This window comes from Micromonospora sonneratiae (assembly GCF_042679305.1).
Classification (GTDB): domain Bacteria; phylum Actinomycetota; class Actinomycetes; order Mycobacteriales; family Micromonosporaceae; genus Micromonospora_H; species Micromonospora_H sonneratiae.
In genome coordinates, this window is sequence record NZ_JBHTMP010000011.1 from 133,055 (window position 1) to 152,824 (window position 19,770).

19 protein-coding genes are annotated in these 19,770 nt (G+C 68.3%); 10 read left to right on the top strand and 9 right to left on the bottom strand.

Annotated elements, in window-relative coordinates; all coding sequences use genetic code 11:
* Positions 1-15 precede the first annotated feature (15 nt).
* Together ACFQ4H_RS09910 and ACFQ4H_RS09915 are read right to left on the bottom strand one after the other, a co-directional pair.
* The gene (locus tag ACFQ4H_RS09910) at positions 16-1,005 is read right to left on the bottom strand and encodes a tyrosine-type recombinase/integrase (RefSeq protein WP_377569445.1); all 990 of its coding nucleotides are present in this window, start codon (positions 1,003-1,005) and stop codon (positions 16-18) included.
* A gap of 193 nt (positions 1,006-1,198) precedes the next feature.
* On the bottom strand, positions 1,199-1,468 hold the full coding sequence (locus ACFQ4H_RS09915; protein WP_377569447.1) for a DNA cytosine methyltransferase: 270 nt from the start codon (positions 1,466-1,468) through the stop codon (positions 1,199-1,201).
* Positions 1,469-1,905: 437 nt separating this feature from the next.
* Between ACFQ4H_RS09915 and ACFQ4H_RS09920 the strand changes: the two genes are divergently transcribed.
* Entirely contained in the window at positions 1,906-2,568 is a 663-nt protein-coding gene (locus ACFQ4H_RS09920; RefSeq protein ID WP_377569449.1) for an isochorismatase family protein, read from the top strand.
* A gap of 576 nt (positions 2,569-3,144) precedes the next feature.
* Entirely contained in the window at positions 3,145-3,549 is a 405-nt protein-coding gene (locus ACFQ4H_RS09925; RefSeq protein ID WP_377569450.1) for an NUDIX domain-containing protein, read from the top strand.
* Between the two features lie 91 nt (positions 3,550-3,640).
* Here the strand turns inward: ACFQ4H_RS09925 and ACFQ4H_RS09930 are convergent, their stop codons facing one another.
* The 4 genes from ACFQ4H_RS09930 to ACFQ4H_RS09945 all read right to left on the bottom strand — a co-directional run bounded on the left by ACFQ4H_RS09930 (position 3,641) and on the right by ACFQ4H_RS09945 (position 7,724).
* Positions 3,641-4,057, bottom strand: coding sequence for a hypothetical protein (locus ACFQ4H_RS09930; protein WP_377569452.1), 417 nt, complete (start codon positions 4,055-4,057; stop codon positions 3,641-3,643).
* A gap of 156 nt (positions 4,058-4,213) precedes the next feature.
* Positions 4,214-4,633 carry a hypothetical protein gene (locus tag ACFQ4H_RS09935; protein ID WP_377569454.1) on the bottom strand — a complete coding sequence of 140 codons (420 nt, stop codon included), beginning with the start codon at positions 4,631-4,633 and terminating at the stop codon, positions 4,214-4,216.
* Positions 4,630-6,780: a hypothetical protein gene (locus ACFQ4H_RS09940; RefSeq protein WP_377569456.1), complete on the bottom strand. Its 2,151-nt coding sequence runs from the start codon at positions 6,778-6,780 to the stop codon at positions 4,630-4,632. The genes ACFQ4H_RS09935 and ACFQ4H_RS09940 overlap by 4 nt, the downstream gene beginning before the upstream one ends.
* Positions 6,777-7,724, bottom strand: a complete 948-nt coding sequence (locus ACFQ4H_RS09945; RefSeq protein WP_377569457.1) for a hypothetical protein — start codon at positions 7,722-7,724, stop codon at positions 6,777-6,779. The genes ACFQ4H_RS09940 and ACFQ4H_RS09945 overlap by 4 nt, the downstream gene beginning before the upstream one ends.
* Before the next feature lie 76 nt (positions 7,725-7,800).
* Here ACFQ4H_RS09945 and ACFQ4H_RS09950 point away from each other — a divergent pair, with 76 nt between their 5' ends.
* Positions 7,801-9,033, top strand: a complete 1,233-nt coding sequence (locus ACFQ4H_RS09950) for an IS4 family transposase (protein WP_377569459.1) — start codon at positions 7,801-7,803, stop codon at positions 9,031-9,033.
* Positions 9,034-9,218: 185 nt separating this feature from the next.
* On the opposite strand, the gene ACFQ4H_RS09955 is transcribed toward ACFQ4H_RS09950, so the two are convergent.
* The 3 genes from ACFQ4H_RS09955 to ACFQ4H_RS09965 form a co-directional block, all read right to left on the bottom strand.
* Positions 9,219-10,136: a hypothetical protein gene (locus ACFQ4H_RS09955; RefSeq protein WP_377569461.1), complete on the bottom strand. Its 918-nt coding sequence runs from the start codon at positions 10,134-10,136 to the stop codon at positions 9,219-9,221.
* Positions 10,133-11,551 carry a hypothetical protein gene (locus tag ACFQ4H_RS09960; protein WP_377569462.1) on the bottom strand — a complete coding sequence of 473 codons (1,419 nt, stop codon included), beginning with the start codon at positions 11,549-11,551 and terminating at the stop codon, positions 10,133-10,135. Before ACFQ4H_RS09960 ends, ACFQ4H_RS09955 begins: the two co-directional genes overlap by 4 nt.
* A 199-nt stretch (positions 11,552-11,750) precedes the next feature.
* Positions 11,751-12,701 carry a TRM11 family SAM-dependent methyltransferase gene (locus ACFQ4H_RS09965; protein WP_377569463.1) on the bottom strand — a complete coding sequence of 317 codons (951 nt, stop codon included), beginning with the start codon at positions 12,699-12,701 and terminating at the stop codon, positions 11,751-11,753.
* 151 nt (positions 12,702-12,852) lie between these two features.
* On the opposite strand from ACFQ4H_RS09965, the gene ACFQ4H_RS09970 reads away from it, so the two are divergent.
* The 7 genes from ACFQ4H_RS09970 to ACFQ4H_RS10000 all read left to right on the top strand — a co-directional run bounded on the left by ACFQ4H_RS09970 (position 12,853) and on the right by ACFQ4H_RS10000 (position 19,769).
* Positions 12,853-13,902 carry a tyrosine-type recombinase/integrase gene (locus ACFQ4H_RS09970; RefSeq protein WP_377569464.1) on the top strand — a complete coding sequence of 350 codons (1,050 nt, stop codon included), beginning with the start codon at positions 12,853-12,855 and terminating at the stop codon, positions 13,900-13,902.
* 131 nt (positions 13,903-14,033) lie between these two features.
* Positions 14,034-15,149, top strand: a complete 1,116-nt coding sequence (locus ACFQ4H_RS09975) for a tyrosine-type recombinase/integrase (RefSeq protein WP_449289018.1) — start codon at positions 14,034-14,036, stop codon at positions 15,147-15,149.
* Positions 15,150-15,482, top strand: a complete 333-nt coding sequence (locus ACFQ4H_RS09980; RefSeq protein WP_377569465.1) for a helix-turn-helix domain-containing protein — start codon at positions 15,150-15,152, stop codon at positions 15,480-15,482.
* A gap of 5 nt (positions 15,483-15,487) precedes the next feature.
* The gene (locus ACFQ4H_RS09985) at positions 15,488-17,950 is read left to right on the top strand and encodes a hypothetical protein (protein WP_377569466.1); all 2,463 of its coding nucleotides are present in this window, start codon (positions 15,488-15,490) and stop codon (positions 17,948-17,950) included.
* 66 nt (positions 17,951-18,016) lie between these two features.
* The gene (locus tag ACFQ4H_RS09990) at positions 18,017-18,814 is read left to right on the top strand and encodes an aminotransferase class IV (RefSeq protein ID WP_377569467.1); all 798 of its coding nucleotides are present in this window, start codon (positions 18,017-18,019) and stop codon (positions 18,812-18,814) included.
* A 193-nt stretch (positions 18,815-19,007) separates the two neighbouring features.
* Complete coding sequence (locus ACFQ4H_RS09995; RefSeq protein ID WP_377569468.1) at positions 19,008-19,334, top strand: helix-turn-helix domain-containing protein; 327 nt, start codon at positions 19,008-19,010, stop codon at positions 19,332-19,334.
* Positions 19,335-19,343: 9 nt separating this feature from the next.
* Positions 19,344-19,769 carry a hypothetical protein gene (locus tag ACFQ4H_RS10000; protein WP_377569469.1) on the top strand — a complete coding sequence of 142 codons (426 nt, stop codon included), beginning with the start codon at positions 19,344-19,346 and terminating at the stop codon, positions 19,767-19,769.
* Position 19,770: the final 1 nt, after the last annotated feature.

A 19,770-nucleotide genomic window follows, 5' to 3' on the forward strand; every position in this document is an offset into this window, starting at 1 on the left:
TGGAACTCGCTCCATTCAGTGCCACTGGCGTCGCGGTACTCGGCGGCCGGTCGGTGGTCGCGCCGTTGCTGAAGGCATTGCTGGTAGTGGCGCACCACGTCGTCGTCGAAGACGGCGACTGAGGCAGTGCAGGTCCAGCTCCGGCGGCAAGCCGGCAAGGTCGCGCACCTCGGCGAAGGCGAAGTTCAGGCGGAGCAACGACATCCGGCCGCCTCGCTCGGTCACCCACAGCGCTGGATGAGCCTCGCCGACGATCCGCGGCCGGACCTCGCTGAGATACTGGTCCAGCACCGGCACGATCCAGTCCATCTCCGGGACGGTGAGCACGGTGCGCCGCTTGGGTGGACTGCCTCTCGATGACTTGCCCCACCGCACGAACACCGCACCGAACTGCCCCATCCTCTTGGCCTTCGGGTTGTGGCGGAAGTCCGACTCGTCCAGCCCGCACGCCTCAGCCCGGCGCAGCCCGAAGGCGTACACCGTCTTGAGCATCGCCGTGTCGCGCAACGCTGCCAGCACACCCTTACGCTGATGCGTACGGATCTGTTCGACACGGCCGTCGGCTGCATCGAACAGCATCTGCACCTCGTCGTAGGTGAGCGGCCGCCGACCCGGCTGACCGTCGAACTCTGTCACGTGCACGATCGAGTTCCACTCGTGCAGGATCTGCGCCGGCGCCTGACCGAAGCGCTGCAAGCATTCGCCCGCCCAGCCGTAGCGGGCGTCGGTGACGAAGTCGCAGAACATCCGCAGCGTGGTCTGGTAGCTCCTGGCCGTCGACACGGTGATGGGCCGCGGCCCGGCCGATCGCAGGTGATCGAAGAACGCCTCGACCTCGGCCGGCTCCCACTCCCACGGATACTGGTTCGTGTACTGGTGAAACCGGCGCACCATCAACACCCGGCCCGCGATCGTCGATGCCCTCAGGAACCGCGTGCGCTGCTGACGCTGCCAGCCCTCCAACATCGCATCGAAGACCGCAGTCGCCGGATCGAGATACGCCACCCCCGGACGCCAACGTCAGGTGCGCCGCTCCAGCCAGATCCACCGCCCGCTCCACGTTGCACTCAACGCAACACCGATGCGCCGGTTACGCAGCCCGCGCGGCAGACCCGAACGAGCATGCAACCCTGCCAGAATGTCCACGCTGCCGCGCTGAGACCGGAAGGTCGAATGGTTGCATCAGATGCAACTCGGCCTATCTTTCCCCGGCGTTGGAGATATCCTGGCAGGGGAAGCCTGCGGTGATGATGTCGACCGGTTCGACCTGTGTCCAGTCGGTGGTGCGGATGTCGCCGAGGTTCGGGACCCGGGGCCAGTGATTAGCGAGGACACGGCTGGCGTGCCGGTCGGTTTCGGCGTACCAGGTGACCTGGCCGCCGAGCACCAACTCGACGGCCAGGTCGAGCCCGCCGTACCCGCTGCAGAGGGAACCGATGCGTGGGGCGGTGGTGTGCTCAATGCTCACGCCACCTCCCGTGCGGCGGCGTCCGCTGTCACTGGCTGGTCATGGGGGCAGGTCCACGGCCCGCAGCCAGGCGCATCCGCTGGCTGTGGGCGTGGACGCAGTACCACCTCATCGAGCGGTACCCGCTGCCGGTGCAGGAAGAACTCCCCGCGCAGCGGATGCCCGCCCGCGTTGGCTCGCGCGGAGCCGTTACGAATCGCGCGATCGAAGCCGACCGCGTCCGCCGACTCCTGCGGACTGTGCTCGCGCAGGGCGAGCCAGGAGCCGTCGTCGTGGAACGGGCGCGTTATTGCGGATTTCTCGTCACAATGTGCCTGTGCTGCCGGATGGCTACCAGCACGTTCTGCCAGGGTGTTCCCCGCTTGCCGGCTTGAGGTGCCTCGGTGCGGAGGCTCGCCGGGGTTCTCCGTGCTATTCGCATTCGATAAGTTCGATCCATGGAGCGCAGAGTGCATGCATGGCGGATCGAAGATCGGGAGTACGAGCGGCAAGAGGCTCGCCGGGGTCGACGGCATGCCTTCACCAAGCTCGTCCCTGAACGGACAGCGCTGGTTGTGGTGGACATGGTGCCGTTCTTCGTTGAGGAGAACGAGTACACGTTCGGTATCGTGCCAAATATCACGCGGATCGCTTCGATACTGCGTTCGGCTGGCGGCGCGATCGTGTGGGTGCTGCCCGGGGCGGGTGAGCCGTCGCCGGTTGGCGACGAGTTCTTCGGACCAAAGATCGCCGAGATGTTCCGGCGCAGCGGCGGCGAGGGGCCCCTGCGGTCGAGGCTGTGGCACGAATTCGAGGTGAGCGACGAGGACCTGCTGGTGGAGAAGACCGCGAGCAGCGCCTTCTTCCCAGGGTCCTCCCTGCTGCCTGATCTGCTGAAAGCACGGGGCGTCAACACGGTGGTAATCACCGGGACCGTGACCAATGTGTGTTGTGAGTCGTCGGCGCGCGATGCGCGCACGCTTGGCTACCGGGTGATCATGGTTGCCGACGCGAACTCGGCCCGGCGGGACGAGGATCACAACGCGACCCTGTACACGATCTATCGGACCTTCGGTGATGTGCGGACCACGGACGAGGTGATCGATCTGATCAGGGCGTAGCCCTGGTTGGGTTCCGGTTCGCCGTGGCGCGTTGGCGCTGACGCGCACGACCGCAATACCTGCTCGCTTTGCGATGTCGGCCAGGCGGTCCAGATGCTCGTAGTCCGTGTTCGGCTCCCACGAGGCGTCGGCGAAGATCACCGTGTCGAACCTGAGGATCTCGCTCTGGGCTGCCAGCAGCAGTAGCGTGGAACTCTGCACGCTGGCACTTCTCTCAGGTGTTCGTGACTGTTGTACTTGGTGTGCTGAGGGGTTCGCAGTTGGCTGAAGCAAAGTAGTGATTCCTCTGGTTGAAATTGGACATGAAGAAGGCCCCGGCATTCGCCGGGGCCTTCTTGGTTCGGTGTGACCCTGTTCGGTTGTCGTGGGCTGCTGTCGGCGTGCGGGTTCCCGTGCAGTTGGTACGCCATATGTGTAGAGGCCCGGAACGCGAAGCGCTCGGCACGTTGCAACGGCGGCGCTGCAGCCGACCTACGTCCGCCGCTTACGATGAGTAATCGGTGGACGTGACATGGTGCTCGGGATCGCGGCCAGTTGCGGACGTTCTTGTCGGAGGGTCGTACCACAATCCCGCCCATGCCCGAGATCGTCACCGCAGCGCTGGTTCACGAAGGTCAAGTCCTGCTCGTCCACCGAAGTCCGAATCGACATGTCTACCCGGACGTGTGGGATCTGCCCGGCGGACACATCGACGCAGGCGAGACAGAACTGGCTGCGCTCGCCAGGGAGATGCACGAGGAACTCGGCGTGTGGATAACAACAGGAACGGCACTCCAACTGTCTCGGCTGGAGGTAGGTCGCGGAGAGCAGTCCGTGCGCTTCAGCGCCTGGCTTGTCGACGACTGGGAGGGGACACCGACCAACGTCGCTCCCGATGAACATGACGAGATCCGTTGGTTCCGGCCTGAAGAGTTGCCGCCGCTCATTCACGAACCCATACGCACGGCGTTGGTGGAAGCGATGCGGAGCGCCCGCGCCTGAACCTCAACGCACTGTCATCGGATCCGGATACCTCCTTCCGCAGGCGGTGGACTCCGCGTTGTCGACGGACGGATGCGGTAGCAGCGAGGGCTCACCAGTCGTCGGAGCCGAATGTCTCCGGGTCGTGGGCGCTGTTCCAGATCGCGTTGTCGATCGCGGCTTGTTCTCGGTCGTGCTGGACGGTGCCGTCGAGCCAGGCTCGTTCGCTCGCCAGCGCGGCCAGCTTGCCTCGGACGCGCTTCTCCGCGGTGGTGACCTTCGGCAGCGCTCGTTTGCCGCGTTGTGCGGTGGTGCCGGTTCGGTTGCGGTCCAGCTGACTTTGTTCGGCCCGTAGCGTGGTCTCTTCCTGCCTCACTTGGGCCAGCAGAGTTGTTCGCTCGGCGGCGAGTTCCTTCAACTCGCGGCGGACCTCGCGCAGCTCGGGTGACTGTGGAGTGCCTCGCGCCGCCTGCCGTTGCAGGTCGGCTTGCCGGGTGCGTAGTGCCTTTTCCCGTTCCACGATCTCCATCGCTCGGCGCTTTCGTGGCGTGGATGCGGCGTCTGGTCGGGCGTCGTTCATGGTTCGGCGACCCTTCTTCTCCGCAGGGGGCAAGAGGTATACCTCGATACTCGATCCGGGAGGTGATCCAGAGGAAGGGGTGGTTTCGCCATTCCTCCAAGCGGTTCATGTCGGTGGGGTGCCGGGTCGTGGGTGCAAGGCCCGGACGTTGTCCGGCAACGCCACCTGTGCTCGTAGGGTGTCGATTTCGATGCTCAGCGCGCGGATGACCTGGGCGTAGGTGTTGATCCGTTCGGTCAGTTCGGTGTTGTTTTCCCGGAGTCGTTTGTTGGCGGCTTCGAGATCTGCGAGCTTGCCGTGCAGGTGCTGGAACGCCGGTGGGATGCCGTTGGTAGCCCGTCGCTGTTGCTCAAAGGCCTGACGCAGGTCGGGATGCTTGTGGGTCAGTACCCACCGTTTCACGCCGGCTTCGACGGCCAATTGCAGGACGGTCAGCCCTCCGGTGGAACGGGTGGGGGTGCCCGCCAGGAGCCGGCGGGTGGCGGCTTGGATGGCGTCGCGTTCGGCTTGCCGGTCGGTGGTCATCGGGTTCGTCCTGTGTGGTGTCGGGCGATGAGGTGTTCGAGGCGGGCGAGTTCGTGTCGTTCGCGGGCGTGACGCACTGGTGGGGCTGCGGGGTCGTTAACCACGGCGCGCAGGTGCGCGGCCTGCCGGCGCAGGACGTGGATGTCGCGGTCGGTGCGGGCGATGTTGGCACAGTTCGGGCGGCAGTCGTCGATGTCGGGGGTGCGGCGGGTGCCGCGTTCGTCGGCGGCGACGCGGCAGGCGGCGCGGGCAGGGTCGAGCACGCAGGTCATGCCCTTGCCGGTGAAGATCTGCAGGTCGGGGTTGGCCAGCAGGGTGGCGGCTTCGCGGTTGGTGCGTAGCGTCCGGCCGGCGAAACGGGTGGCCGCCGATACACGGGTGCGGTAGGTGTTGGCGGCGGGCCCGGACACATACTCCCCTTCGGAGAGCCGGTGGTGGGCGTCGACCACGGTTTCCAGCCGGGCAAGCCATTCTTCGAAGGCCAGGTCGTCGGGGAAGCCGGAGGCGTAACTGCCGGAGTAGCCGAGCGTCATCTTGACGCTGACGTGTCCGTACTGAATCGCGGCGGCAACGAGGCCGCGGGGTCGGCGTGCGATGAACCAGGCCAGCGTCCGTCGTAGCCGGCTGGTGGTGATTGGCGTGTCGGCCGGGTCGGGCGGCACGTGGTCGTCGCGGCCGTTCTTTTGGCAGTAGTCGGCGATCCAGGTGATCAACGCGGCGATGTCTTTGGTGATCAACTGATCGCTGCGGCCCATGCCGACGCGGGTTTGCAGGCAGCCTTCGGCCCGGCCGTTGGTGAGCAGCGTGCTGGGGAAGAGCAGCGGCCCGGTGTGGAGGCGTTCGAGTACCGCGACGGCGGCGGCGACCGGAGCGACGACGACCCACGGGTCGACGCGCTGGGCGCCTTCGGCCCGGGTGGCGCCGGTGGAGTCACGCAATCCTTTCCAGTGCCGTCCGCGGAGGAAGATCAGGCTGGTCGCGGGGTCGTGTTCGACGCAGCCGCGGCGCAGGTTGAGGGCCTCACCGGGTCGTTGGCCGGACAGGTAGGCGATGATCACGAAGCATGCGGTGCTCAGGTGCCGTGCGAGCAGCGGTGCCTGGTCGAAGGTGATCGGCCGCGCCCGCCACGGCTGTCCGTCGATGAGTCCTCGTACCGGGGTGAACAGGTAGCAGTCGTCGTCGACGGGCAGCCCGGACGCGGCGATCACTGCGGCGTGTGAGCGGGCAACGGGCTGGCCGTCGACGAGTCGGCCCAGGTGGTAGTAGTTGACTGTCGTGGTGCCGTCGGGCAGTCGTTTTCCAGGAACGCCCATCCCGTGATCCCGGTAGCGTGCGAGCACCCGGACGAGGTCGTCGGTGAGGCTGTTGCGCGGCCGTCGGGGTCCGACCCGTGGCGGCCGGGTGTGCCGGCGACCCGGGGTGCGGTTGACCAAGGCTTTGTGCTCGTCGAACGCGGCGATGATGTCGTCAGCGAAGTCGTCGACGAAGCGCAGGCTCCACGACAGCAGCGCGGTCATGGTGTCCGGGTGGATGCGTGGTGTGCGGTTCTCGCCCCGCGAGCGCCCGCGCCCGAGGACGTCGCGGACTCGTTCACCGCCCCAGGGCGGTGCCTCGGGCAGTCGGTCGGCGTCGGGTAGCAGGTGCCGCATCGTCCACGCGCGGGTGACTGCGGCGAGCAGGTCTTCGCGCAGGTCGTGGGAGACGTCGCTGTCGCGGACGTCGGTGACGTAGGCGTCGAGGTGGGCGAGGGTGACCTCACTGAAGTAACGGATGTTGCGGTCGGTGAGCCACTCGGTGAACGCACGCAGAAAACGGAAGATCGACACGACGGTGCGGACAGCGGGGCGGGCGGCGCGAGCGTGGAACGCGACCGCACTACCGCCGTCGTCGTTGATCATGAGCCAGGCGATCAGCTTGAGCGGCTGCCGGAACTGGTCCGGCACGGTGGAGTGTTCCAGACAGGTGGCCTTGGCGTGGTCCTCGTGCAGGGCGTGAGTGAGGATCCACCGGTCGTCGGCGAACCGGGAGAGCACTGCGGGGTCGGTGCCGGGGCGCAGGGGGCGGTTGGCCAGCACGATGGTGTCGGGGCCGGGCAGTGCCGCGGCGTCGGCCCGGGAGGCTGCGGTGTTGGCCGTGGGGTTGCTCATTTGAGGTCCAGTCCGGTGCTCAGGAACCGGTCGACGAGGTCGTGGTCGGCGGCCGTGGCTGCCTTCCTGGCATCGTCGACGGCGGTGGGGCCGAAGGGTTCGAGGAGGTCGGTGAGCTGGGTGACGGCCTGCCCGAACCGGCGGGCCCAGCTCAGCGGGGTCATCTGCTGCTGGCGGGCCAGCAGCGCGTCGCGAACCAGCACCTGCACCGGCAGGTGCGCGGGGGTGGCGCGGGCGCAGGGACAGGACAGGCAGAGCAGGAACGAGGCGGTGCACGGCCGTCCAGGTTCGGTGTGCGGGCTGGCGATATTGTCGGTGCAGCCGGCCAATACGGTGTCGAGCCTTCCGGCGACCAGGTCTTGGAGCCGGGCCACGGTCAGGCCGTGCGCGGCGGCGACTGCCTGCGGATCGACGGCAGCCCGCGTGACGTCCTCGTCGGTGAGGACCGGGATCGGGCGGTGCGCGCGGGCCCCGTCGACCTGTTGTTGCAGCACGTCGGCGACGAGCTGTTGGTACTCGGCGATGTTGCCGCGGTTGCGGGCGAGGTACTCGTTCGCCAGGGTGTGCTCGGTCTGCGCGACCGGGCGTTGGTGGATCTCCAGCCACGTCAGTCGCAGCCGCCGGGCGTCGATCACCAATGGTCGTGGACCTGGTTGCTCGGCACCCTGCTCACCGTCGGTGACCGGGTCACGTTCCAGGCCGGTGGTGGCGCCCCACAACTGCAAGGACTGCTTGGGCACCCCGGTCTGGAAACCGCGTCCGGCTTTACCCTTGGCGGTGTAGAAGGCGAGCAGCCGGTCGGTGCCCAGCCAGCGCCGGGTGTCGCGGGCCAGATCGATCAGCAGGGTGTAGACGCCGAACGGCGTCACCAAGTCGTCGCGGCCCGGTCCCAGTTCCACAGCCCGCTCACCGTCCGCGGAGACGTCCTGCAGCGCGACGGTCATCGCGGCGTTGCGACTGCCGCGCCGGGGCTTGACCCAATACCGGTAACTTAGTGATGTTTCGGTCGTTGATGGTGTTGTGGCTCGTGCTGGTCAGGTCAAGTCGTCGGGTGAGCGTTTGTCGGATCGTGTTGCCCTCGGGGTGTTGACCCGGACGTTCCCGCCGTCGCTTGTTGATGATGTTCTGGCTCGGACAGGGCGGGTGCAGCAGCGCAGCCGGCTGTTGCCTGCCCGTGTGGTGGTGTACTTCGTGCTGGCCATGTGTCTGTTCTGCGGCGAGGCCTATGAAGAGGTTGCTCGGCTGCTGACCGAGGGTCTACGCGATCGACGCCGATGGCGCGGTGATTGGGTGGTGCCGTCAACGGCGGCGATCTGGAAGGCCCGGTCCCGGCTTGGCGTCGAGCCCCTGAAGGAACTGTTCGCGGTGGGATGTCGCCCGGTCGCCACGCCGGACACCAGGGGCGTCTTCTACCGCGACTGGCGGCTGACCGCGATCGACGGCACCACTTTCGACCTTCCGGACACCGAGGCCAATGTGGGCGCGTTTGGTCGCCCACCCCGATCCGGACGGGGTGAACAACAGGTGGGCTACCCGCAGATCCGTATGGTCGGCCTGGTGGAATGCGGCACCCACGTCGTGTTCGACGCCGCGATCGGCCCTCTGCGCACCGGCGAACACACCCTGGCCCGCGCGGTCTTCTCCTCGCTACGACCAGGGATGCTACTGCTGGCCGACCGCGGATTCTTCGGCGTGGACCTGTGGCGCGAAGCCGCTGCGACCGGGGCGGACCTACTGTGGCGAGTCCGCAAGGACATCGTCCTGACGGTGGTCGAGCAGCTGCCAGACGGCTCCTACCTGACCGAGATCTTCGACCAACGCGATATCCACCACACGCGTGGTGGGGTGCGGGTACGGGCAATCGAGTACACCCTCGCCGGTCGTGAGGGCGTCTACCGACTCATCACCACAATCCTCGACCCCACCAACACCCCGGCCACCGAGCTGGCCGCCCTCTACGCCCAGCGATGGGAGTTCGAGTCCACCCTCGACGAGATCAAGACCCACCTCGGCGGGCCGCACCTTGTACTACGGTCGAAACACCCCGACGGAGCCGAGCAGGAACTCTACGGCTTCCTCCTCGTCCATCACGCCATCCGGCACCTGATGCACCAAGCCGCCACCGAGGCCGATCACGACCCCGACCGGATCTCCTTCACCCGCTCACTACGAGTCGTACGCCGCCAGGTCACCGACCAGGCGGCGTTTTCCCCCCGGCAGACTCGCCCGCGCCGTCAAAACCACCCTCGCTGAACTCACCGAACGGCTCCTCCCACCACGACGCCACCGGACCAACCCCCGCGCCATCAAACGCAAAGTCGCCAACTGGCCACTCAAACGCGCCACGCACCGCGATGCAGGCCGCCCACCCGACCGGGCCATCACCATCGTCAACGCCACCAAACCCAAACGGGTCAAACGGACACCAAGGCTCTAAGTTACCGGTATTGGGGCTTGACCAGCTCAATCACCGCGGTCGCGGGACCGCCGGCATGCGCGTCCGGGCGGTGATGGTTCGTCGTTGCGGTATCGATCACCCGCAGGTTCTGTCCCGTCAGACACAGCAGTAGAACCGCTGCGGCGGCGACGTCGGCGTAGTCCAGGTGCAGGTTGCCGATCACCGTGTTCGGCCCGCCGTGCCGCATCACCAGCGCGGTTGGAACGTCCCGGCCGCGGCCGTCCACCTGCCGTGGCACGTCGCCGTGCCGGTCGAGGTAGTCCAGCAGCCATCCCTGCTCCCACCCGGCCCGATCGCCGCGCTCGATCTGCCCGCTACGCCACCACCGCAACACCTCCCGAGCTCGGCGGATGCGCCTGGCGGCGGCGCGCAGTTGCTCACGGGCCGTCTTGGTGATCCGGCGGAACTCCGCCTCGCTGTAGCTGCGTACCGCCCCGTCGGACTTCGGGACGGCAGCCTGGGCCAGCCGTGCCCAGAACTCCACGGGCGGATCCGGCGCGAACCGCAACATCGAGCGCAGACTGCCCAAGTCCCGGTGCACCCACTTGCCGCCGGCCAGGATGAAACCGTCAACATGCACCCGCCCCAGCTGATCCGGGCGGGTCGGGGGTCGCTGCAACGTGGCCAGGTAGCGGGTGAACCGTTTGAGGATGCTCAGGATGTCCAGCGCCGAGGCGACACTGCGGCGCGGCCCGCCCGGGCCGGTCGCGCCCAGCGCGGCGACCGCCAGCCACTCCCGCAGTTCCCGGCTCACCGGCAGCACCATCAAGTCGATGTCCGCTGGCGGCCCACCGTCCTCGGGAAACACCCGCACCCGGCATTCGCTCTCCCCCACGAACAACCGCTGCGGCAACACGTACCCAGCCGCCGGAAGGGCGGCAGGCCGTCCGGCGCTCACCGGCCGGCCTCAGCCGGAGCGGTGACAACCAGCGGATGACCAGCGAACATCTCCGCCATCAACGCCGCCATCCCCGCCCCGTGCGCATGCTCGATCAGCAGCGACACGTCCAACTCCCGGAACGGCTCCAGATACACGTCCATCGTGGTGGTCACGTCGGCGTGCCCCAACAGGGTCTTGACCAGATACCAGGTGTCACCGAACTGGGCCCGGAAGTCGCGCAGCTCTTGCGCGTCCAGGTGCGCGAACCGCTTCTCGTAGAGCAGACGGCCCACCGAGAACCACCGCAGAGCGAACGAATGACGCAGCATATGGGCGGTCGCCGAGACGGACTCCAGGCCGGCCCGCGCGACCCGCTGATTCGCGGTGTCGAACGTGTGCTGCCAGCCATGAGCCATCCGAGGCAGGCCGTCCTCGTTGAGCCACACCGCCGCGGGAGCCAGACCCCCGGTCGTCTCGGTGAAGATCCGGCAACGGACCTCCGGGGCCAATGCGTCCAGCGATACCGTCGTCCTGGCTCCCGCCCGGTCGGTGAGCTCAACTCGGCGCCGGCCGAGCACCCGGCTGAGAACCAGCGCCTCAACGACGTGATCGTAGCGCCCGGCCTGCTGCGCACGGCGCACTGCAGCAGCGCGCTCGCCTTCGCAGTAGACCAGCACATCGGCCGATACCGAGCGCGGCATCCAGAACTGCCGACCTCGGCCGCCCTTCGCGCACTCGGCCGCCAACCAGCAGGTCACGTACCCGCGCCGCGGATCGTCCGCCGGGAGCTCCACCAGCAGCACGCTGGCCCACTCCGATAGCCGTAGCCCCGTGCCGTAAAGGCCGTCGGCGAACGCGCAGTCACGCTGACCGTTACGGCCGCGCCACCGCTCGATCTCCCGGCCCTGCCGGTCCAGCCCACGCAACCCGATGTCACGCCAGCAGGCGTACCCGCCCGGGTCCAGCCACTTCACGTCGCGCCGGCGGACCACATGCGGCGACGCCGCAAACGCCTCCGCCCGGGTGTCGGCTCGCCGGCTCGTCAGATGCCGCCGAGCCACCGGATTGAGCACTCCGTACCGCGGCTGCGCCCACTCGTAGAAGGCGCTGATCGCGCTGAGGTTGTCCAGCACACTCGAACCCGCTACCCGCGACGGGTTCGCCGCGTCCGTCATCCTCCAGAACTTGAATCCATCGATGTCGGCTTCCACGGCGTCCGACCACGACTGGCCGACCGCGTCAAGATAGCCCAACCAGATGCACAACGCCCGGCCGTACTTATCCCGCGTACCGGACGACCGGCTCGTCATCCGCGGCGAGGCCAGAAACGCGTTCACCGCCGACACCACCCGGCCATCCGAGCAGATCAAGAACTCCTGGCCCCGCCGCGTCCCGTGCGTATCGGCGAACTCCGGCAGCGTCGGCAACCCCACCAAGACTGGATCCTCGCCGTACCACCACGGGGCCCGATCCGGCCGGCAAACATGCAGCCGCCACACCGCTGGACCTCTACGACCGCGCTGCTCGATGATCACGCGTCACCTAAACAGCGATGGCCATCAAACGCCAATACAACAACTCAATCTCGGTACAGACCGGCACCCAGGCGCAGGTGGCGGTGGGTGGGTGCGGTCACGCAACCACCTCGGTTCCGCCCTCTGGCGACTTTGGCTTGCCGAGCACCAGCACGTCCTCGTGTGCGATGAGGTGCATCGGCACCCCGGACGAGCGGGCCTTGCGGACCTGCTGGAGCTGGAAAAACGACGGGCGGGCGACGAGCTGCCCGCCGCGGACGGCGGCGAGAAGCGCGACGCACCGCTCGAGCGGGACGAAGCCGGCGGCGGTGCCAGCGGCCAGGACCGCCGAGGGCAGGTCGACCAGCTCGCCGCGCTTACGCCACGGCCGGGCGGTGACCACGACCACCCCGCCGGGGCGTAGCAGGCCGTGGCAGCCGCGCAGAATGTCGGTGAACCCGTCGACCAGCCCGGCAAGGGAGGAGCGGTAGGCGAGGTTGCCTTTGTCCTCGCCGTACTGGTTGTCGTACTTGGCGACCCCGTCGGCACCGGGGCGGATGAGGCCGTGCACGGTCGGCCCGTACGGGGGTGAGGTCACCACGAGGGAGACCTGCCCCTGCAAGGCTGCGGGCAGCAGCGCGGTCAGACGGGTGGCGTCGCCGCGGATCACGGAGCCTCGTCCGGTCGCGCCGTGCCGGTGGGCGTGGGCAATGTTGAGGTCGGCGATGTCGGACCAGCGGGACTCGTACTCCACCCCGATGGCGTCTCGGCCGAGATGGATGGCCTCGACGATGGTGGTGCCGATCCCGCACATCGGATCCACCACGAGGTCGCCTGGCTGGGTGTAGGAGCGCACGGCGTGGGCGGCGATCGCGGGCAGCATCCTGGCCGGGTGCTTGACCGACTGGGGCACGTACCGGCCGCGCCGCTGGACCGGGCCGGTCGACTGGGCGGTCGCCCATACCGACAGGGCCTCGGGCCACGCCGTGGTCGTCTTGTTTGCGCCCGCCGTGCCTGGGGTGTTGTTAATCGAGGGATCAGGCACGCCGGTCACCGCCCTGTGCGACATCCCGTGAGTTCCCCGCATGCAGGGACAGGGGCGATGGTGTTGCCCTTGTTGTTTGGCGGCTTCTGATGATTAGGGGCGTTCTGACGCAACTTCGGGGATTCTGAAGCGTTGCCATTGTGGTTGGCCTTTCGGTGGTGATGCTGAAGGTGGGGTGCGCGGGTTGGCGCTGGCGGTGGTGCGGGATCTGCGCGATGTCCGTGCGCCCGCGACGGATGGGGAGCTGGAGGAGTTCGAGACCGATGTGTTGGCCGGGTTCGTGCTGGCGCGGGCGTCGGCGGGGTTGGCGGACTCGACAATCCGTGGGGACGTCGGACAGCTCGAGCAGGTGCGGAGCTGGTTCGGTCGCCCGTTGTGGGAGATGCGGCCAGCAGACGCGGACGCCTACTTCGGGCAGGTGTTGAGGAAAGCCTCGAGCGGGACGCGTTTGGCGCGGGCTCAGGCGTTGACCACGTACTTCGCCTTCGCCGAGCTGCGGCACAAGGTCGAGCTCCACGCGATGACCGGGCTGGTGGTGGCTTGCCCGTTGGATGAGATGAACCGGCCGCGGGGACGTAAGGACGCCCGGTTGCGGATCCCGCCGTCGGAGGCCGAGGTGACGCAGTTGTTCGCCGGCTGGTCCAGGGAGTTGGCTGGGTGCCGCAAGTTCGCCCCGACAGCGCGTAACTACGCGGCGGCCCGGTTGATGGCCGAGGTGGGATTGCGGGTCAACGAGGTCCGCAGCCTGGATTTGGCCGACGTCAAGTGGGAGCTGGGCCGGTTCGGCAAGCTGCACGTGCGCTACCGCAAAGGGTCGCGGGGTTCCGGCCCGCGAGAGCGGATGGTGCCGCTGGTCAACCACGCGGGCCGGACGCTGCGTTGGTTCATCGAAGACGTGTGGGGTCACTTCGACGCGGACCACACCCGACCAGGCGCGCCGCTGTTCCCCTCCGAGCGCAAGAACGCTGACGGGTCGTGCCGGCGGGTCGGCGACGACGCGCTGCGTTCGGGACTGGTCGCCGCCGCAAGCGTGCACCTGCAGGGTTGGGCGGACACGTTGACCCCGCACGTGCTGCGGCACTTCTGCGCCTCGCAGCTGTATCTGTCCGGCGTGGACCTGATCTCGATTCAGGAGCTGCTCGGCCACTCGTGGGTGGCCACCACGATGCGGTACGTCAACTCTCGGCAATTGCATCAGACGGGCGAGTTTTCGCAGGTCGCCTGATCAGTGCTGCCCGGCAATGGGTTCGAGGCGGCGTTGTGGCACCGCCTGTGGGCTGCGCTGCTTGCGTGATGATCCCGTTTAATGCATGATCCTGCCGTCGAACGGTCGCCGTTTGTGGGCTTGGAGGACGGGTGGGGCGGGGTGATCTGGCGGGTGCAGCGCGCCTGCAACTCATCTCCGGGGTAGTGCAGTTGCGTCCCGAGGACGCGATGGTTGAGGCGATGTTCAAGGGCTGGCGGGCCCAGCAGGCGGCTCGTGGTTTGCTGGAGGACACGATCGCGCCGCGGGAACGGCTGGTACGCCGGTTCCTGGAGTTCACCAACGAGTACCCGTGGAACTGGGGCCCGGGCGATGTGGACGAGTGGACCCAGTCGCTGACCAGCGAGCGGCAGTTGGCGCCGTCGACGATCCGCGGCTACCAGACCGACCTGCGTTTGTTCAGCGAGTATCTGACCGACGGCCGGTACGGCTGGGCGGTGGAGTGCGAGAAGACCTTCGGCACGTTCCCGGTGCCGATCTGCCACGAGTGGAACACGCTCGCGCACCTCAACGACTACGAGGGCCGCCCGGAGGCCCGCCCGTTCACGCGGCCGGAACTGCAGCGGTTCCTGGACTACGCCGACGAGCAGGTCGACCGGGCAGTGCGGGCGAAACGCAAGGGCGCGTTGGCCGCCTACCGGGACGCGACCCTGTTCAAGGTCATCTACGCGTGGGGACTACGCCGCACGGAGACCTCGCAACTGGATGTGGCTGACTGGGGCCGTAATCCGGCGGCGCCGGAGTTCGGCCGGTACGGGATGCTGCACGTCCGCTACGGCAAAGCGGTGCGCGGGCAGCCGCCGAGACGGCGCAACGTGCCGTCGGTGATGGGCTGGGCGGTAGAGGCGGTCGCCGACTACGTGGATAACATCCGGCCGAGGTTCGGCTGCGCGGATCATCCGGCGTTGTGGGTGACCGAGCGCGGTGGACGGGTGAACCCGGCGGAGATCAACGCCCGGTTCGTCGCCTACCGCGACGCGCTCGGCCTGCCGAAGATTCTCAGCCCGCATAGTCTGCGGCACTCGTGGGTGACCCATCTGACCGAGGATGGTGTCGACCGCCGGTTCATCCAGGAGGCGGTCGGGCACCGCTGCGACACCTCGACGGCGATCTACACGCACGTGTCCGGGGATTTCATGAACACGGCCTTGCGCAAGGCCCTCACGCCGGCGTTCGACACGCCGGGCGGGCAAGAGAAGGAGCGGTAGATGGCGGCCAAGCTCGACTATCGATGGAATCTGCGGCAGGTGATGGCCAGCCGGGAGATGTTCCAGACGACCGATCTGCTCGAACCGCTGGCCCAACGCGATATCCGGCTGTCGTCCAGCCAGATCTACCGGCTGGTGGTCGATCGACCGGAACGGCTGAGTCTGAAGATCCTCATGGCCCTGTTGGACATCCTCGGCTGTTCGATGGAGGACCTGATCGAGCCTGTCGCCGCGGCCCAGTCCGTCCGCCGGCGCAAGGTGGTCGGCGGCAGCGACGGCGGAGTCGGTGAACTGCGTCCGAAACGGGCCCGCATCACCGGCGCGGACAGGTAACCGCGGTGCCGGTCACGACGCCGGCGGCGCAAGACGCGTCCGGGGTGCCGCCGGTCCTGGCCGATCCGATCGGCGTCACCGTGGCCCTGGTCACCGCGATCGAGCCGGGTCTGACCTCGGCGATGATCGCGGACATCGTGGCCGGCGTCGCCGGTGGTCGGGTCAAGCAACGCCGCCTCGCCCAGGCCCTGACGGACCGGCCCGACATGCTCCGGGATGGCCGCTCGCCCGCACCGCGGGTCGTGGCGGACCTGCTGATCGCGCTGCGCCGCGCCGGCGCGGCTGTGATTTCGGCTCCGGCCTGCGCTGGTTGCAATAAGCCGCTGCGCAGCCTGCAACGCCGCGGTCAGGACTGGTACTGCGCACCCTGCGACCGCCGTCCCGAACCGTGCTGCGTGTGTGGCCAGTCCCGGCCGGTGGCCTTCCGTGACCGCCACGGTCGTCCGCAGTGTGTTCAGTGCCCGGTCGACGAGCGGGATCCGGTCGACGCCGTCACCGCGATCGTGACCGGTATCGAGCCGGGCCTGACCGCAGAGGTGGTGGCCGACGTGGTGCACGCGGCGACGACCCGGCGAGGCCAGCGACATCAACTGGCTTGGGAGTTGCAGGGCAGGCCCGATCTACTCACCGGGGCCGGTGCCGACGCCACCGCCCCCTGCGTGTTGCGGCTGATCGACCTGCTCGTCGCTGCGGGCGCCCAGACGATCACCCCACCGGTCTGCCCGCACTGTCGACGCCGCATCCATCTGCATCGGCGGATCGACGGGCAGTGGCTTTGCCGCAACTGCGTGGCCAAGACCCGGGCCCGGCCCTGCGCCGAGTGCGGAGCGGTCCGGGAACCCGGCAGCCGCGACGAACATGGCCGACCGCTGTGTCCTACCTGCCTGCTGCGGCAACCCGCCAACCAGGAAACCTGCACCACCTGCCGACGGCGGCGCCCGGTCAGCGTCCGCACCCCGGACGGACCGCTCTGCCAGGCCTGCCGTCCCTGGCCAACCGGCACCTGCACGATTTGCGGCCAGACCGGTGCCTGCCTGATCTCCAAGACCACCGGGCAGCCGTGGTGCCGCGCCTGCAAACAACGATGGGCCCGCTGCGCCGGCTGCGGACAGGACCGGCCCATCCGCGGCGGCACCTTGGAGACGCCGCTCTGCGCCACCTGCACCCGCCCCGACCCCGACTTCTGGCAGGCCTGCCCCAGCTGCGGCGAACCCGGCCGCATCCACGCCGGCGGCAACGCCCGCTGCGCCCGCTGCACTATCCACCGACGACTGCGTCAGGTCCTCGGCGACGACACCGGCACCATCCGGCCCGAACTGCAATCTCTGCACGACGCACTCGCGGCGACGAACCGGACAGCCACCGTCGAGACCTGGCTCAACCGCAGCGCCGCCCCCAACATTCTGCGAGCCCTCGCCGGACAGCCACTCACCCACAACACGCTCGACGCCCTGCCGCCGAGCAAGCCCATCGAGCACCTGCGCAGCGTGCTGGTCGCGATCGGCACCCTGCCCACCCGCGACGAACAACTCACCCGGCTACAACGCTGGATCACCGACACCATCGCCGCACGCGCCAACCCCGACGAACAGCACCTGCTGCGCCGCTACGCCATCTGGCACGTGCTGCGCCGCCTCCGCGGCCGGCTCAACGGCACCGACACCACCCATCACCAGTTCATCGCGGCCAAACGCAACATCAACGCCGCCGTCGCCCTGCTCGACCGGCTCGCCGACCACGGAAGCACCCTCGCCACCGCCCGGCAGGCCGACCTCGACCAGTGGCTCGCCGACGACAACACCGGCCGGGAGGTCGGCAACTTCGTCCGCTGGGCCCGGCGGAACAAACTCACCCTGCTTGAGCTCCCCGCCACCCGCTGGGCTGGACCCGCCGCGCCGATCGACACCGAAACCCGCTGGGAACGCGCCCGCCTGTTGCTGCACGACGGCACCATCGACGCCGAACTCCGCGTCGCCGGCCTACTCGTCCTGCTCTACGCCCAGCAACCCGCCACGATCAGCCGGCTCACCCTCGACCACCTCCAAATCACCCCGGACAGCACCCGCCTACGCCTGGGCCGGGAACCGGTCATCCTGCCCGAACCACTCGCCGACCTCGTCCGCGACCTGGCCAGCACCCGCCGCGGACACGCCGTCATCGGCGCCTCGGACAGCAGCCCATGGCTGTTCCCCGGCGGCCAGCCCGGACGGCCCATCAGCGCCTTCCAACTCACCAAACGACTGCGCGACCTCGGCCTCAGCCCCGCGCAGTCCCGCTCCACCGCGCTGTTCCAGCTCACCACCGAACTACCCGCCGCGATCCTCGCCCGCATGCTCGGCATCCACATCAGCGTCGCCGCCGCCTGGCAACGCGCTTCGGCGGGAGACTGGACTACCTACGCAGCGGAAGTCAGCCGCCGAGGCCTGCTCTCGGAACCCCAGCAGGCCGGCCGTGAATACCGATCTTGAGGGCCGGGCCGCGCTCCTGCATACCGCAGCGGTCGCCGGTTCCGCGTCGACTGACACGATGACGCAGTGACACATGTGGAAATCAACGGCGCGCCGGCGACCGTCGAAGACGTGCATCGAGCAGCCATGTGGAACTACGGCCACTTCACCTCCATGCAGGTACGCAATAGAGCAGTGCCTGGCCTGTCTCTCCATCTCCGCCGCTTAAACGAGGCCTCGGCTGTGCTGTTTCCCGACGCCGTCCCGCCATCAAGCGACCAGGTCACGACGTTCATCGATCACGCACTGGCCGACACGAGCGACGCGTCCGTCCAGGTCACCGTCCTTCCCAACCCCGCCCGGCGGCCCAACACCGACATCATGGTGTCCGTCGAGGAACCGGTCGACGACGCTCCCCGTCCACCCATACGAGTCCAGACCGTTCAGTACGAGCGAGAGCTCCCGCAACTCAAGCACTTGGCCACGCTCGGCCTGTCCTTCCATCGCCTTCAAGCACGCCACGCAGGATTCGACGACGTCCTGTTCGCCGGACGAGACGGCTGCCTGCTCGAGGGCTCGGTATGGAACATCGCCTTCTGGGACGGAGCACAGATCGTCTGGCCCGAGGGACCCGCTCTGGCAGGCATCACCATGCAACTGCTCCGGCTCGGCCTGCGACGGCTCGGCGTTCCCGACACGACCCGGAAGATAACTCGCGAATCAGTCAACGAGATGACGGCCGCCGCCGCGACCAACTCGCACTGCCCGGCACAACCGATCGCCGCGATAGACCAAACCACCTTCCCCAACGACCAACCACTCACCACACTGCTACGGCGCGCCTGGCAAGAAGCCACCTGGGAACCGATCCGCACAGCTCGATAGCGACCCCTCAGTCTCGCGCTTCTGGCTCATGCCCCTGGCCGGCCTCGCGACGGGCTCGGCACGCCCCACCACGGAGGTATTCAGATACTTCCGATATCCGACGTCGCCAGAGCACGTACACCGCACCCGTATCGAGGACGCGTGGGTGGCCGGGCAGCAACGGGCCGCGAGGCGGCTGGAAGGACTGGTCTGAATGCGGTGGAACCTGCGCCTCGCAGCGGCGAACCGAGGCATCTGGAAGGCCTCGGAATTGCAGCGGATGCTGGCCGAACACGGCCTGGTCATCTCGGCGGGCAAGATGTCCGGGTTGTGGTCGGGCCGGCCGGCCTCGCTCAAGCTCGATGACCTGAACGTCATCTGCACCGTGTTGGGCTGCCCGGTCGGGGAGCTGCTGATCCCGGAGCCGGACAAGGTCATCCGGCCCGGACACACCGAACAGCCGACCGCCGCTGCGGGCGGCGGGTCGGTATTGGCGGTGGTCCCGCGACGCCGTGACGGCCGGTCGCTCCCGCCGGCCTGAGCGGCGCCGATGAGTCCCCGCGGCGTCCCGGGCCGCCGTCCGAGCAGCTGTGTCGGCTGCCTGGCGTGGGGTTGCGGGTTCAACAACCGGATGTGCCGTCCCTGCTACGACTTCGCCCACCGCTGGCCGGTCGCCGACTGCGATGCCTGCCACCGCCGGCAGCCGGTGCACAAAGGCCACTGCCGGTTGTGCTGGTGCCAGGCCCGCCTGGACCGCTCCGCCGCCCTGGGCGGCCGAACCGGCACTTACACCGCGCTGCTGCCCCACGCCCGCCGCGTCGGATCCCACCAGCTGTTCCTGGCCGACATGCCGGCACCCCGCGACCTGGTCGGCAAACCCGACCAGCGGCGCCACGGCGTCGGATCCGGCGCCCCTGGCCTCCGGCGCAAACCGCCGCCCCCGGCCGCCGGCCAGCCGCAGGTGCGCTGGCTGTAAC

Bases quoted from the DNA above. Each gene is read 5' to 3' on its own strand.
- ACFQ4H_RS09940 (WP_377569456.1), bottom strand. From the start codon at position 6,780: ATGAGCAACCCCACGGCCAACACCGCAGCCTCCCGGGCCGACGCCGCG.
- ACFQ4H_RS10000 (WP_377569469.1), top strand. From the start codon at position 19,344: ATGAGTCCCCGCGGCGTCCCGGGCCGCCGTCCGAGCAGCTGTGTCGGC.
- ACFQ4H_RS09980 (WP_377569465.1), top strand. From the start codon at position 15,150: ATGGCGGCCAAGCTCGACTATCGATGGAATCTGCGGCAGGTGATGGCC.
- ACFQ4H_RS09995 (WP_377569468.1), top strand. From the start codon at position 19,008: ATGCGGTGGAACCTGCGCCTCGCAGCGGCGAACCGAGGCATCTGGAAG.
- ACFQ4H_RS09965 (WP_377569463.1), bottom strand. From the start codon at position 12,701: ATGTCGCACAGGGCGGTGACCGGCGTGCCTGATCCCTCGATTAACAAC.
- ACFQ4H_RS09925 (WP_377569450.1), top strand. From the start codon at position 3,145: ATGCCCGAGATCGTCACCGCAGCGCTGGTTCACGAAGGTCAAGTCCTG.
- ACFQ4H_RS09930 (WP_377569452.1), bottom strand. From the start codon at position 4,057: ATGGAGATCGTGGAACGGGAAAAGGCACTACGCACCCGGCAAGCCGAC.
- ACFQ4H_RS09935 (WP_377569454.1), bottom strand. From the start codon at position 4,633: ATGACCACCGACCGGCAAGCCGAACGCGACGCCATCCAAGCCGCCACC.
- ACFQ4H_RS09920 (WP_377569449.1), top strand. From the start codon at position 1,906: ATGGAGCGCAGAGTGCATGCATGGCGGATCGAAGATCGGGAGTACGAG.
- ACFQ4H_RS09945 (WP_377569457.1), bottom strand. From the start codon at position 7,724: ATGACCGTCGCGCTGCAGGACGTCTCCGCGGACGGTGAGCGGGCTGTG.